Source organism: Paenibacillus sp. O199, from assembly GCF_001636635.1.
GTDB classification, from domain to species: Bacteria; Bacillota; Bacilli; order Paenibacillales; family Paenibacillaceae; genus Paenibacillus; species Paenibacillus marchantiae.
Genome location: NZ_LGRP01000030.1, coordinates 14,276 through 29,366, shown reverse-complemented (window position 1 = coordinate 29,366; position 15,091 = coordinate 14,276). Strand labels below are relative to the sequence as shown.

Below are 15,091 nucleotides of genomic sequence, written 5' to 3'. Positions count from 1 at the left end.
AGGGATGTGATGGATTTGAATAACCATTTTGCTGGTTCATTGGATAAAAAACATGACATTAGCATCATCGGCGACGGCAGTTCTTCTGGCGGTGTGTACGGCAAGGTCAAGGTAGTGGGGGATTCCTCATTTAATGATAATCTGATCTGTGATCAATTCAAATGCACTGGCACATCCGTCATATACGGATCTCTGGAATCAACGGATATCAAAATTACGGGAACCCTTACCCTGAAAGAGCGGGCTGCTGCCCGCGACGAAGATCAGGAGGGCAATTATACTTCTAACCTGTATGCAAAAGCTGAACATATGAAAGTAGTAGGCGAGCTTCATGTGTCAGGCGATTGTCAGGTGGAGAATATGAAGTTGAATGGCCGTTTTACGATAACGGGTATGCTCAGTGCCGAAAGTATGACACTTAAAATTATGGGTCCATCCGAGGTCAAGGAAATGGGCGGTTCCATCATATCAGTAAAGAATTCGCGGGGAAAACTGCTGGAGGGTTTGTTCACTGGTAACAAGTCTATTCTCAAGGCCAATCTAATCGAAGGCGACGAAATTGAACTTGAGAACACGGAGGCCGAGGTTGTACGAGGAGATAAAATAAAAATTGGCCCTGGGTGCCGAATTGGTACTGTGGAATACCGCTCTTCTCTGCAAATTCATCCGCAATCGGAAGTTTTGGTGCAAAGCAATCGGTCCTTGGACTGATTATCCGCCGTAACTTTTCGGATATACTAATTCAGTCATATGAATCGGATGTGAATGGGAGAGATTGAGTAGAATGGCTACACGTAAAAATAATATTGGATTGGTGCTGGCAGGGTTACTGCTAAGCATACTGATGGCTTCGATGGACAATACCATCGTGGCAACAGCTATGGGCGACATTGTCGGGAAGCTAGGTGGGCTCGACAAGTTCGTATGGGTGACCTCCGCTTACATGGTGGCCGAGATGGCCGGTATGCCAATATTTGGTAAGTTATCCGACATGTACGGACGGAAGAAGTTTTTTGTTTTCGGAATACTGGTATTTATGCTCGGATCCGCATTATGTGGAACGGCAACATCAATCGTTGAGCTGACGATGTACAGAGCTATTCAAGGTATTGGTGCAGGTGCTCTGGTGCCGATTGCCTTTACGATCATGTTTGATGTGGTCGCACCGGAATCACGGGGTAAATTGGGCGGTTTGTTCGGAGCTGTGTTTGGTTTATCCAGCGTATTTGGTCCGCTGCTGGGTGCTTACATCACGCAGTATGCGACATGGGAATGGGTATTTTATATCAACCTGCCGCTTGGTTTGATTGCGTTTGTGTTTATTGCATTTTTCTACAAGGAATCTCATCAGCATCAATCCCAACAGATTGACTGGCTGGGTGCTATCACACTGATTGGTGCGGTAGTCTGTCTCATCTTCGGGCTTGAACTGGGTGGCAAAACGTATGCCTGGGGCTCATGGCAGATCCTTGGTTTGTTTGCCGGATTCGTGGTGCTAGCGCTGCTCTTCCTGTTTGCAGAAACGAGAGCCAAGGAGCCCATTATCTCCTTCGGCATGTTCCGCAATCGGGTGTACTGGTCCAGTAACGTTATTGGCATGTTCAGTGGTGCGGCGTTTATTACCGCATCCGTGTACATTCCCATCTTCATCCAGGGGGTACTCGGTGGCAAAGCGACCAACTCTGGTCTCGTGTTATTGCCCATGATGTTGGGGTCCGTTGTGACGGCTTCCATGGGTGGGGTACTGATGACCAAAATCAAGTATCGCAACATTATGATTCCTACACTGGCCTTGCTTGTGGTTGGTCTTGGATTGCTGACGACACTGGATGAAACTTCATCTCTATGGACGATACGTATATTCATGGTGATGATTGGTCTCGGTGTCGGGGCGTCATTCTCGGTACTCAGCAATGCAGCCATGAACGCGTTTGAACCGCAACGACGCGGAGCAGCAAGCTCTACACTTAACTTCCTGCGTTCACTTGGGATGACGATGGGCATTACGATCTTTGGTATCGTGCAGAGCCAGGTATTTACGCGCAAAATGAATGATGCCCTCGCCGGATCAGCGGCGGAAGCAGGGGGCGCTGGTGCTCCAGCAGGAGGCGTGCCTCAGGGAGTGGATCTGAGTGATCCACATGCGCTGCTGTCGCCAGAGCTGAGAAAAGCGATTCCGCCTCAGGTGCTGGATACCATTACGCATGCGTTGTCTTCATCTATCGTGCAACTCTTTGCCTGGGCTGCGATCCCGGCTGCACTCGCGTTGATTGCTGCCTTCTTTATGGGTAATGAGAAGATGGTTATCGGTGAGGAGCAGAAAGAGTACACAGGCGGACATTAAAAGGTTTCAGTCTAATCAATACACAATATGTATCTGTAAAACAAACGAAAGACACATCTCTCGAAGGACCCCGAATGGGGAACAGGAGATGTGTCTTTTTCTATTTGTTATTACTTTTGCTCAATTGAGCGTATCTATTTGCACTCATGTGAAAGTAAGATTAAGGCTGCTTCGTGTCGCTGATGCCATCCTCTACAACTGATGGCTCTTTGGGATCAGGCAGGTTAGTATGACCAGAGCGGGCAATCAGGCGATTCTGGGCTTTGTATGTGTCACGTGTAATGGTTTTGGATTCGACAATTTTACCATTTACCTTTTTGGTGCGCAGCGTCTCCACAATATATCCGGGTTGACCGTTTTGGAGCACCTGTTGAGCGCCGTCAGGCAGCACATTACTCGATACATATTTGACGGGAGCACTTAATGTCTCAATTGTACGGGATTCCAGGGCATAACTGACGTTCTCCGGGAAGGTCCCGAAAAATTTGACGGTTAAGCTTCCACCTTCCACTTTGGCATGAATGAGCAGAGACTTGCCGGTATTGTTTTTGAACCGAAAATTGATGGAACCTGAGGCGAACGTGGCATCCAGCCCCTTCGGCAAATATTTGACGGGCAGGGAGTGGTTGCGGCGTTCTACAATGTCCAGTCCGGTCAACAGGGCTGCGTTGTAAACGGTGCTCGATACCTGGCAGATGCCGCCTCCAATGCCGGGGGTCAGCTGTCCATTCACGATAACCGGGGCTTCCCGGAAACCATAGTCTTCCTCGGCCTTCCTAATGACCTTCTCATAATCAAAAGTACCATTTGGCGGCAAAATCATGCCGTTAACGGCTTGCGCTGCTGCGCTGACGTTATGTATCCGGCCTGCACTGCTGTTTCCAAGGCCAGTGGAGAACTGAATGATCTTCCGGTCAATTCCCTCTTGGCGCAGCGAATCGAGAGTCACTTCCGGTTGCAGTGTATACAACGGCAGCTGAATCAACAGCGGGTTGGGCTTCGCATCATGGTCCAGTGGAGCGAAATCCCGGTGCAGCTTAGCCTGCATCTGGCTCGCGAGTTCATCCCAGGCGATCCGGCGGACGCCTTTTTCCGGGATGTACTGGACCTTGTCACTTGCGGTAATGCGGCGAACAGCGTTCGCGGGTGTACCGAAGGTTTCCTTTTCCCAGGCAGGGGTAAGCTGCTCTTTCAACGATTTTGAATTGTAAGTCAGCTTCAGAGACCATTCCTTGATGAAATGATATCGGGCATACGCGCGCTCCCACAGATTGCCTTCATCCAATTGCTGCACAGCTGTCCGGAAGTCATCAGCACTGTAGCTTGCGCCTGTCTGGGCGGCGGTGAACATCATTGTTTTTGGTGTAGGATCGTCAACCTCCAGGGTGATCGGCCATGCTTCCATTTGTTTTAATCGTTCATCCAGCGCCGGTAGAACTTCCTTGCGATTCACGCCCTCAACCGACCACTCCGCAACACGTACCCCTTCCGGTAGGGCGGGTTGGTTCACGTACATATACAGCAATCCATAGGACGCGGAACCGATTAATAGGATGGAGAACAGTGCAATGACCATCAAATGTATTTTTTTCATATCCGTACGCTCCTTTGTACTTCTGTTGTTCCGCATTTCGTAACACTTTCCATATATATGATCCAATGATGGAAAACTTTCGGGTACTCAATAGGTAACAAATTTGTTACAATAAAATTCATATGAATCCATGCTTCACCATCGAAAAAGGGACGAAATGGATTTTCCCTGATGAAATTCAGGTCTTTTTAAAGGAAATGCCAAGATTGTGTCGAAATGATAATGGCTAACTATGCAACGGGAAGTGATGATGTGATAGAAATGCAGGACGTGTGGAAGACCTACGCCAATGGTACCCACGCATTACAAGGGGTGTCGGTGAAGATCGACCGCAATGAATTTGTCTATATCGTCGGTCCGTCCGGCGCAGGCAAATCGACATTTATGAAATTGATGTACAGGGAAGAAGTTCCGACCAAAGGACAAATATCCATTAACGGATTTAATATCGGAAAGTTAAAGCCACGCAAAATTCCTTACGTACGCCGGAATATCGGCGTTGTGTTCCAGGATTTCAGGTTGCTGCCACGCATGACGGCATTTGAGAATGTGGCATTTGCCATGGAAGTTATTGAAGCACCGAAGCGTCACATTAAGAAACGAGTGATGGAAGTGCTTGATCTGGTTGGATTGCGCAGCAAGGCGAATCGTGAACCTTCACAGTTGTCGGGTGGGGAACAGCAGCGTATTGCCATCGCACGTGCCATCGTGAACAATCCGTCTGTTATTATTGCGGACGAGCCTACGGGCAACCTTGATCCGGAGACGTCATGGGGCATTATGCAACTGCTGGATGAAATTAATTTCCGCGGGACAACCATTGTCATGGCAACCCACAACAAGGATATCGTTAATACGATGCGTAAACGGGTTATTGCGATTGAACGGGGACAGATTGTACGGGATCAGATGAGAGGGGAATACGGTTATGAATTTTAGTACTCTCTTGCGCCATTTACGGGAGGGATTCAAGAACGTATTCCGCAACGGCTGGATGTCCGTGGCCTCCATCATGTCCATTATCGTGTCTCTGCTCATTCTGGGCGTGTTCATGCTGCTGGTGCTCAATGTGAATTCCATGGCCAACCAGGTGGACAGCCAGGTCGAGATTAGTACGTTTCTCGAGCTGAACGTGGATGAGAACCTGCGTAACACGCTGGAGCAGGAAATCAGTGCGATGCCTGAAGTCAGTGAAATTCGTTTTGTCTCCAAAGAGGAGGGACTCAAAGAGTTCCGTGAACGTCTCGGAGAAAGTGCAGACAATGTGCTAAGCGGTTTCGATGTGGATAACAATCCACTGCCGGAGACCATTGAAGTAGAGGTTATTGAACCGGAAACCGTCACTTTTGTGGCGCAAAAAATCGAAGCATTGAACGATAAACACCCGGAGAAGCCGATCATGAAAGTGAACTACGGCAAGGAAACAGTGGAAGTGTTGTTCAAATTTACGAAGCTTGTCCGGAATATCGGATTTATTTTTGTTGGGGGACTGGGATTAATGTCCATGTTCCTGATCTCGAATACGATTCGCGTAACGATTCTGGCCCGGCGCCGGGAGATCGGTATTATGAAACTGGTTGGAGCAACCAACACGTTCATTCGCTGGCCTTTCTTTGTCGAAGGGGCATTGATTGGATTGATCGGTTCGGCGATTACGGTAGCGGTACTGTTCTTCGGTTACAGCCGCCTGATGGCCACAATCGGTCAGGATGTATTCATGCAGATGCTTAATTTGATTCCACTCGGTGATATTTGGCTGCTGTTTGGAACATTGTTGATCGGACTGGGTGTGCTGGTTGGTATTTTGGGAAGTACATTGTCCATCCGTAAGTCTCTTAACGTTTAATCGAAAAAGAATGGCAAAGCAGGTTCATATATGAACGCTGTTTGACGATATGTAGTAAAGACGGAGTCTTTAGTGTAAAGAAAGCAAAGAACATGCTGTTCACCACCTGTGCAGGTTGCTTTCTTGTGAATTCATAGGATGGGGGATCACATTTTGAAAAAAACAGCTTCGCTGCTGGCTCTAACGTTATTGGCCAGTTTGACGCTTCAGCCTTCTGACGGATATGCCAAGAGTAGCATTAGCGACATTGATCAGCAGATTCAGCAACTGGAGAGCAAGGCGGCTTCGGCCAAAAAGGAGCAGCAAAAGGCTGCCAGCAACAAAAAGGAAGCCCAGCATTACAAGAACAAGACCAATGCTTACTTGAAAGTCGTCATGGAGCAGATCAATGTGGTTAGTGATGAGCTGGCAAACGTATCCTTGCAGATTGAAAATACGGAAGAGGATCTCCGGACAACGAAAAAAGATCTGCAAGCTGCAGAAGAACGTATCGTTGCAAGAGAGAAATTACTTGAATCACGTGTACGGCTGATGTATACAGATGGTGCCGTTTCTTATCTCGATGTGTTGTTAACTTCCACAAGCTTCACTGATTTCCTGACTCGTGCCGATTCACTGAAAACGATTGTGGATCAGGATCAGCATCTGCTGGATGAACACAAAAAGGACAAGCAGCTCGTCGTGGACAAAAAAGCAGAACTCGATGTGCAATATGCAGAAGCCAAGAGTCTGTATGCGCAGAAGAAACAACGTAAGTCCCAATTGAATGAGAAGGAACAGGAGAAGCAAGTGCTTCTCGCTTCCTATGATGCTAAAATTGAAGAGTCTGAAGAGCTGACGCAAGAACAGGAAGATGTATTGATGCAGATTGCCAGCAAGCGTTCGGCCCTTCTGCAAGAGAAAAATAAATTGCGTGAGCAACAAGCGGCGGCGGCCGCCAAAGCAAAAGCAGCAGCTGCTGCACGTGCCGCGGCTGCTGCGAAGGCGCCGACCAAGGTCAGCTCCAACAGCAGTAGTAGCACATACTCCAGTGGTAACGGCATCTTTGGGATGCCAGTATCAGGTGCGCGTGTATCTTCCGGTTTTGGGCCTCGTATTCACCCGATCACGGGCGAAGTAGGTAAAATGCATGCAGGTGTAGACTTTGCTGTTGCTCAAGGAACGTCCGTTCATGCCGCTTCAGGCGGGATCGTCATCATGGCTGAATGGTATAGTGGATATGGTTACACCGTCATTGTTGACCACGGAGGCGGATTATGGACGCTATACGGTCATTTACGTGAAGGCGGATTTAAGGTTAGCAAGGGTGACACGGTAAGCCGTGGCGATATAATTGCTGAATCAGGCAGTACAGGCAACTCCACTGGACCGCATTTGCATTTTGAAGTACGTGATAATGGAACAGCAGTGAATCCATTTAACTATTTGTAGTTTTTAGCCAACAGTTGGAATGGAACAAACATATTCCGTACAAGCTAGGCATATACTAAGCTGGCATGTTCAGGGAATGATTCACGGAACAATTGAATTTGACACGCTTCAATACTAAAGGCGGTGACAAACGGATGATGAAGAAAAGATCGGCCCTGCTGCTTGTCATTGTAGCCCTTCTCGGAGGCAGCCTGCTTACGCTGGTGCTGATGAGCTCTCCTGGCCTGGCACAGACGACACCTGGGGAAGGATTGCTCGCAAGCGTTACTGGCAGTTCGCAGCAGAAGAACGATTTGAAGAAGATTGAAACCGCGATGGATTTGATCTCAAGCAACTACTATAAAGACGTGGATCAAACCAAACTGATTGATGGTGCGATCAACGGCATGATGGAATCCCTTGGTGATCCGTACTCCAACTATATGGGGCAGGAAACAGCAGCCCAGTTCGAGGAGTCGATTGAAGGTTCATTTACCGGAATCGGCGCAGAGGTATCCTCACAGGACGGGAATGTCGTAGTGGTATCACCGATCAAAGGATCACCTGCCGAGAAAGCGGGTATTCGCGCGAAAGACATGATCATGTCCGTGAATGGTGAATCTCTGCAAGGTTTGGAACTGAACAAAGCCGTTAACAAAATCAGAGGTCCAAAAGGCAGTGAAGCGAAGGTACAGGTTAAACGTGCCGGATCTTCCGAACTGATTGACTTTGTCATTGTACGTGATGACATTGATCTGGAGACGGTGTACGCCCACATGGAGGATAACGGTGTTGGTGTTATTACGATCACCCAATTCTCGCTGAACACAGGAGATCGCTTCAAAGAAGAACTGGCGAAGCTGGAGAAGCAGAACATGAAGGGCCTGATCATTGATGTTCGTAATGACCCGGGTGGTGTTTTGCAGGTCGTTATTGATATTGCAGAGCAATTTGTTCCGAAAGGCAAAGTTATTGTTCAAGTCGAAGACAAGAACGGTAAAAAGGAACAAAGCAAATCGAACGGATCAGGTAAATCGTACCCAATTACGGTATTGATGAACAAAGGAAGCGCGAGTGCTTCGGAAATTTTGGCTGGTGCATTGCAACAGTCGGCAGGCGCAACGCTGGTTGGAGAAAACTCCTTTGGTAAAGGAACCGTACAAACGAGTTATGACAAGCAGATGGGTGATGGCAGTCTGCTGAAAATCACCATCGCGAAATGGCTGACTCCGAACGGAGACTGGATTCACGAAAAAGGGATCAAACCGGATATTGCGGTGAACCAGCCGGATTACTTCTCGGTGGCACCAATCAACAAAGAAAAATTACCTTTGAAATATGACAGCAATAGCACGGATGTGAAAAGTGCGCAGACGATGCTGAGAGGACTTGACTTTAAGCCGGATCGTGTAGATGGATACTATGACCAGAAGACAGAAGAAGCGGTCAAAGCATTCCAGAAACAAAAAGGCATTCAGGCAACTGGCCAGATTGACGAGAAAACCGCGGAATCACTGGAAGCGGCTCTGATTGAACGCATTGCCAATCCTCAATATGATGCACAGCTGAAGCGCGCGATCGAAAATGTCTCAAAGGATATTTCGTCCGCAGTGTCGAAGCCATAAAGAAGGCTGATTTTCAGCCTTCTTTTTTTCTGAACCGGCTGAAGGAGAGGGGTGACCGTCCACAATGGAATGGGCTTGGCCATGGTTGACCACATTAGGAGAAGCATTGTTGCAGTTGTTTATTCAGCCGTTTTATTATATTGCGGTAATCTTGATTGCTCTCGTTTATCATCGTCAACTCTTACAGGAACGTAAATTGTTCCACGTTCGTCTGCAAAGCTCGATAACACAGACCATTCGTGCAATACTTGGAGGTATTGTGATTGGTGCAATGGTCTCAATCGTGTCGCTGTTTCTTGGGGCACATCTTACACTGAGCAGCCTGATCTGTATATGGGCAGCTACGTTATTTCTGGCATTATTCCGTATCCGATACTTATGTTTTGCTTATGCTGCAGGTTTGCTTGGCGTGTTGCAGTTTGGTTTAAATCTGGCTTCGGGCTGGCAGCCGGCAGGATGGATGGGAAGTGTCACTGAAGCATTACGTGCGCTGGATATGCCTGCACTTCTTGTGCTCGCAGCAGTATTACATATCGGTGAAGCACTGATGGTACGTATGCAAGGGGTATCCATGGCATCGCCTTTGCTCTTCGAAGGTAAACGCGGCAAGCTCGTTGGAGGATACCAGTTGCAGCATTTCTGGCCGATTCCGTTACTGATTCTTGTTCCAGTTACGGGCGGGGCCGAATTGCCATGGACCGCTTTGATCAGCGGAGGAAATGGCTACATGTTGGTTGCGCTACCGATTATGCTGGGATTCGGAGAAGTTACGCAAAGTATGCTCCCCGGGGAAAAAGTCCAGATTTCCGCAAAACGATTGCTGCTATATGGGACAGGGCTACTTGTGCTCAGTCTCTTGGCTGCATGGTGGTCTCCACTCATGGTTGTTGCAGCCTTGGCTGCTTTCATTGGGCATGAGTTCTTGGTGTGGTACAGTGGCTTCGAGGAGCAAAACCGCAGCCCGCTGTTTGTACACCCTGAGCACGGCCTGAAGGTGCTGGGTGTCATTCCTGATAGTCCCGCGGAAGAACTGGGGATTGAGGCTGGGGAGACCTTGTACAAGGTGAATGGCGTATTGGTGCATTCGCCGGAGCAATTACATCGCGCTTTGCGTATGAATCCGGCCTTTTGTAAGCTAGAGGTACGCAATCATCAGGGTGAGAGCAAGTTCATGCAACGGGCGATCTATGAAGGAGAGCATCATCAGCTCGGGGTGCTCATGGCCCCGGACAATCATGAAGCCTGGGCGCTCCGCTTACGTCCGCTAACTCTATTTCATATCGTAAGTCTCAAGTTGTTCGCACGACGTCGGAAAGATCAGCTTGATGTTGAGGCTCCACTAGCATTGCCACCCGCCCCGGCGGGGGAGCAAAGATCTGTAGAGATGTAATGAAGAAAGGGTATTTCCTCCGCCATATCAGGCGAGGGAAATACCCTTTTTGCTACTTTTTTAACATGAAAATAGCGATTTGAGTCCGATCACGTAAACTAAGCTTGCCAAGAATATCGGTAACATAGTTTTTGACCGTGCCTTCACTCAAGAATAGTTTTGCGGCAATTTCTTTATTGGACAGCCCTTCTGATATAGCCTCTGCAACAGCCAGTTCCATACGGGTTAGCCCGTAAGAGTCAATGGGTTCATGTGTCTGAGGCGCTGCAGCAGGACGGAGTAGACTCGCGAGCTTACGAGCAATATCGGGATGAATCAACATATCCCCGTTATGTACAGTCTTGATGCCCTGAATGATCCGGTCAGGTGGCACATTTTTGAGCAAATAACCGCTGGCTCCGTTTTGCAAAGCCTGGATAATATATTCATCATCGTCAAACGTGGTAAGCATCAGTACACGCACGTCAGGGAAACGTGTTTTAATGATTCGGGTACCTTCAACTCCGTCACAATCTGGCATGCGAATATCCATAAGTACAACGTCGGCAGGTGTTCCTGACTCCAACAGTTCCAAAGCTTCTCGTCCGTTTGAAGCTGTACCTGTAACGTTAATACCGGGATCGAGTCCAAGCAGGACTTTGAGACTTTCACGGATAAAGGAATCATCATCCGCAAGCATCAGCCGAATGGACTGAGGGTGAACAGAATGGCTCGAGTTATTTAATTCATTCAGGTCAGACATGAGCAAATCACTTCCTTTTTCAGATCAGTTCAGCTTTGTTTGCCATGGGTAGGCGTGTAATCACCGTATAGGGATAGTCCGACTTGATCTCAAGTTTCCCACCAACCAACTGTGTGCGTAGGCGCATTCCTTCGAGCCCCATGCCGAGTCCTGTAGACTCTATCTTTACGCCCGGGTTAGCACGAGATCTTTCATGTCTTGCTTTCGTTTGTTCCTTGGTGGAAAGGGTATGGATCTTCCCATCGTTGCTGATAGACATACAGATTTCTCTTTCTCCAAATTCCAGTTCCACTGTAATCGTAGTGGCATTTCCATGACGGAGGGCATTGGTCAGGGCCTCTTTTGCATTTTTATACAAAACGATTTGCATACTGGGATAGAGTACATGTGAATGCCCACGCACTTCGTAACGCGTTTTAACACCCGTTTCCCTTCCAACGTCTTCAAGCAGACGATCTAACGCGTAGGCATCGGATATATAAGAGTCAGGCCGCAATTTGTGAAGCGTGGTTCGCATGTCATCCATACTGGCGGCCAATTGATCCCGAATCTGTCTCACCATTTCTGTGCCCTGTACTGGGTGTATAGGTAGGGTGAGGAGGGCTGCCTCAGACATCATTTTGGTGCGAATTAGGCGATGACCAATATCATCATGAAGCTGTCTGGATATCCGGGTACGTTCCTCAACCTGTGCCGCTCCTTCAAGTTGCTTCGTGAATTGCAGCAATTGTTCGCGTGCCTCCTGAAGCTCGTAATGTTTACTGCGCAGCTCATCGTATACCTGTTCAAGCTGCCCACGGCTGCTGGCGCTTCTAGAACCCTGCCAAGAGAGTGTTGCGGTGATGAGCAGAAGCAAGTTACCTGCAACCCGAGCCATTGTCTCTTGGGTGAAGCTAAAAGGAATGGCCGTGTTGGTGTGAAGTGTAAGCCATGCATGAAGCTCCTGTGGTGGGGCGTAATACCAATGTAACGCAGTATTGCTGGCGATAAGCTGAATGGCGAGCATTAACCACCGTTGGGTCCTATCCAGTCTGTACATGTACACATAAAGCGCAGATAAGGAGAGGAAAAACATAAATGGGCCATATAGAGCGATCAGCCAGCAGCTGAAGAGGATTTCGGCCGCAAGCAGCAAACGCTGCATACCTGAACGGGAGAAGTCTTTCCACACCGCGAGTCCTAGCGCAATGATAATATACAGAGTATAGCTATCTTCTTGTTCCAGGGGTAGCACCAGAATGTACAGGACCGCAGGAACTATGAGTAAACCGTATTGCAGCAACCGCATCGGCATATGTCAGAGACATCCTTTATTTTAGAAGTGAAGGTATACCTTCCGGTTATCTATGTCGATTATATCATAGGCAGTTTTCCCATCCGAAGATGACTTAAGTCACCTTTGTTTCATGACCTTTCGTACCTTCGCAGAAGATCACAATTCGTTACAATACAGATATGAAAATCCAGTCGCAGGAAGCTGGACGGAAGAGGAGTGTATAATCTATGGCTATGCTTGAAGTGGATCATGTCGTGAAACGATACGGTAGCAAGCTGTCAGTGGATCATTTAAATCTGAGTGTCGGTAAAGGTGAAATTTTTGGATTGCTTGGACCCAATGGTGCAGGGAAAAGTACCACCATTAGCATGATTGCCGGTCTTTTAAATATGGATCAGGGTGAAATTCGGTTGGATGGCATATCGGTCAAGGAACGGCCGCTTGAAGTGAAACGCAAAATCGGACTGGTACCACAGGATCTGGCTCTATATGAAACGATGACCGCTGCAGAGAATGTAACTTTTTTTGCCCGACTATATGGACTCCGTGGAAAAATGCTTAAAGAAAGAGTGCAGGAATCCCTCGAATTTGTAGGTTTGCAGGACAAAGCAAAGGATGCCCCGTCCACTTTCTCTGGCGGTATGAAACGCAGGCTGAACATTGCGTGTGCCATTATGCATCGACCGGATTTAATCATTATGGATGAACCAACAGTGGGCATTGACCCGCAATCACGGAATCATATTTTGGAGTCGGTTCGTACGCTTAATCAGATGGGGTCAACCATTATTTATACAAGTCATTACATGGAGGAAGTTGCTGCAATCAGTCACCGGGTAGCGATTATGGATCAGGGGCATATCATCGCCTGCGGCACCGAAGCAGAACTGAGAGAACGGGTTGCATCTGAGGAAAAAATAGTGCTCACCACTTCGGGCATTGGTCACGACGTTGTGGAGGAGTTAAAACTTCATCCCCGTGTGCGTGCGGTAGAAGTATCAGACAATACATTGACCATTACGCTGCCTTCTGCACAGCAGGACCTACAGGATATGCTCTTCATTTGCAGCAAACATGAAATCTCCATTCAATCGCTCAAGGTCGAAGAGCCTGATCTGGAAACGCTCTTCCTTAATCTGACCGGACGTACGCTTCGGGACTAGGAGGATGTCAGATGAACATATGGCATATTTGCATCTTTGAATTGAGACGAATTCTGAGAATTCGTTCCGTTCTGCTGAATCTGTTTATTCTGCCGCTGCTGCTCATCTTTATATTGGGTACTGCTCTTTCCAGTACAATGGGTACCGCAAAAGAAGCCATTCCTGATCCGGTGAGAGTAGGGATCATTCAAATAGGAGATAATTCCGGTTCTGGAGCGATCAGCGAAGCTTTAAATACATTTGTGACATCCCCGGCGGTAGCCGACATGATGAAGGTACAGAACATACCTACGGAAGAAGAGGCTGTAAGTGCACTGCGACGTGGTGATCTGGATTTTGCCGTAATTGTCCCATCGGATCTGGAAGAGCAGATCATGAAGGGGGAAGAGGCAAGGTTGCAATGGATACTGGGGAAGGATGGCACGCTCAATGTTGTGGGTGAGACTTTGTTTACGCGGTTCACGGATGAACTGAACAGACAGGTCGCTGCGGCGAAAGTGTTAGGTCCTGACGCAGTAGCTGCAATGGCTGAGCATTCACAGACCAATAGAACGAGCTCTTCATATATAGCCGTCAGCAGTCCCGGAGAAGTGGGTACCTCTTATAGTGCTTCACAATATTATGCAGCTTCCATGCTCGCCATGTTCATGCTTTACTCAGGCATGACAACCAGCAACAGTCTGTTTGGTGAGAGAGATAAAAAAACGCTAACTCGCTTACAAACAGCTCCAATCGGCAATGGGGTCATTTTTGCAGGGAAAATTGCAGGCAATAGCTTAATTGCTTTCTTGCAGGCCATCATCATCGTACTGGCGACACATTGGTTATATGGTGTGAACTGGGGCACACATCCCTGGCTAATTGTTCTAATCTGTGTGCTGATTACGCTGGCTTCCATGACTCTCGGCGTGATTGTTGCCCTGCTTTTCAAGAATTCCGCATCCGCAAGCGCCGCTCTTCAAGGCATCATTATTGCCATGACGTTTATTAGCGGTGGATTTACACCCATTGCCGTTGGTTTTGTACAGCGAATAAGCGAATTTACGGTAAACCACTGGGCTTTGCAAAGTTTTCTGCGGATGATGCTGAACGCTCCCTTAAGTGAGATTATGTACAGCATCATGATGCTTGGTTCGGTATGTGCGGTAATGGTGGCGGCAGCGGGACTGATCTATAGAAAGGCGGGATATCGCTATGAATAGCCTGAATATTGCCTGGCTGATGATCCGGCGCACGATATTGCGCAAACGTGGTTTCATCACATTCTTTCTTCTTCCTTGCCTTGTCGTCACAGGAACAATTGCGCTGTTTGGGAGCGAGGAGGGAACACGTGCAGTCATTCCTTATGTAAACGAGGATCAGGGTGAAGCAGGTAGATGGATCTTGGATGAGCTTGGCCGCAAAGAGGAATATTTGCTCAAACCCATGAAAACCGTTGGGGAAGTTAATGAAGCCATCGGGCAGCAAAGGGGGAGTTCGGGACTCGTCATCCCGGCGCATTACACGGACAATTTACTGCAAGACAAACAGCCTGAAATCCAGCTGGTAGAACTTCGTGTCAGTGAAAGCTCTTATACGCTTAGAGCTGCTGTTGAAGGTTTGGCGGCGGGATTGAATCAATCTGCTTCGGCAGTATTGGCAGCAACAGATGCGGCATCGGGTGAGACTCCTGATCCAGCTCTGGCCCAAGCAAAATTTAAA

General features: G+C 48.1%; 13 protein-coding genes. 10 read left to right on the top strand and 3 right to left on the bottom strand.

All coding sequences use genetic code 11. The annotated features are described in order from the left end of the window. The first annotated feature begins 15 nt into the window (after window positions 1–15). Window positions 16–711: a hypothetical protein gene (locus A6049_RS26680; protein ID WP_143038172.1), complete on the top strand. Its 696-nt coding sequence runs from the start codon at window positions 16–18 to the stop codon at window positions 709–711. A gap of 73 nt (window positions 712–784) precedes the next feature. After that, window positions 785–2,344, top strand: a complete 1,560-nt coding sequence (locus A6049_RS26675; protein ID WP_063567511.1) for an MDR family MFS transporter — start codon at window positions 785–787, stop codon at window positions 2,342–2,344. 160 nt (window positions 2,345–2,504) lie between these two features. On the opposite strand, the gene A6049_RS26670 is transcribed toward A6049_RS26675, so the two are convergent. Then, the gene (locus tag A6049_RS26670; RefSeq protein ID WP_063567510.1) at window positions 2,505–3,938 is read right to left on the bottom strand and encodes a VanW family protein; all 1,434 of its coding nucleotides are present in this window, start codon (window positions 3,936–3,938) and stop codon (window positions 2,505–2,507) included. A gap of 252 nt (window positions 3,939–4,190) precedes the next feature. On the opposite strand from A6049_RS26670, the gene ftsE reads away from it, so the two are divergent. The 5 genes from ftsE to A6049_RS26645 all read left to right on the top strand — a co-directional run bounded on the left by ftsE (window position 4,191) and on the right by A6049_RS26645 (window position 10,209). Next, complete coding sequence (gene ftsE, locus A6049_RS26665; protein WP_024631580.1) at window positions 4,191–4,877, top strand: cell division ATP-binding protein FtsE; 687 nt, start codon at window positions 4,191–4,193, stop codon at window positions 4,875–4,877. Then, on the top strand, window positions 4,867–5,784 hold the full coding sequence (gene ftsX, locus A6049_RS26660; RefSeq protein WP_063567509.1) for a permease-like cell division protein FtsX: 918 nt from the start codon (window positions 4,867–4,869) through the stop codon (window positions 5,782–5,784). Before ftsE ends, ftsX begins: the two co-directional genes overlap by 11 nt. Before the next feature lie 153 nt (window positions 5,785–5,937). Beyond that, window positions 5,938–7,215: a murein hydrolase activator EnvC family protein gene (locus tag A6049_RS26655; RefSeq protein ID WP_063567508.1), complete on the top strand. Its 1,278-nt coding sequence runs from the start codon at window positions 5,938–5,940 to the stop codon at window positions 7,213–7,215. 134 nt (window positions 7,216–7,349) lie between these two features. Next, window positions 7,350–8,819: a S41 family peptidase gene (locus A6049_RS26650; protein ID WP_063567507.1), complete on the top strand. Its 1,470-nt coding sequence runs from the start codon at window positions 7,350–7,352 to the stop codon at window positions 8,817–8,819. A gap of 64 nt (window positions 8,820–8,883) precedes the next feature. Further along, a complete protein-coding gene (locus A6049_RS26645) occupies window positions 8,884–10,209 on the top strand; it encodes a PDZ domain-containing protein (protein WP_063567506.1) in 1,326 nt (441 codons plus the stop codon). Between the two features lie 52 nt (window positions 10,210–10,261). Here A6049_RS26645 and A6049_RS26640 read toward each other — a convergent pair whose 3' ends face one another. Further along, complete coding sequence (locus tag A6049_RS26640; protein WP_063567505.1) at window positions 10,262–10,951, bottom strand: response regulator transcription factor; 690 nt, start codon at window positions 10,949–10,951, stop codon at window positions 10,262–10,264. 19 nt (window positions 10,952–10,970) lie between these two features. Next, window positions 10,971–12,245 (bottom strand): sensor histidine kinase, encoded by a 1,275-nt coding sequence (locus tag A6049_RS26635; protein WP_063567504.1) that lies wholly within the window; start codon window positions 12,243–12,245, stop codon window positions 10,971–10,973. 209 nt (window positions 12,246–12,454) lie between these two features. On the opposite strand from A6049_RS26635, the gene A6049_RS26630 reads away from it, so the two are divergent. From A6049_RS26630 to A6049_RS34240, 3 genes are all read left to right on the top strand, one after another. After that, a complete protein-coding gene (locus A6049_RS26630) occupies window positions 12,455–13,390 on the top strand; it encodes an ABC transporter ATP-binding protein (RefSeq protein WP_063567503.1) in 936 nt (311 codons plus the stop codon). Window positions 13,391–13,401: 11 nt separating this feature from the next. Beyond that, window positions 13,402–14,592 (top strand): ABC transporter permease, encoded by a 1,191-nt coding sequence (locus A6049_RS26625; RefSeq protein WP_063567502.1) that lies wholly within the window; start codon window positions 13,402–13,404, stop codon window positions 14,590–14,592. Then, on the top strand, window positions 14,585–15,091 hold a 507-nt coding region (locus A6049_RS34240), incomplete at its 3' end, for an ABC transporter permease (RefSeq protein ID WP_240321557.1). The genes A6049_RS26625 and A6049_RS34240, both read left to right, overlap by 8 nt.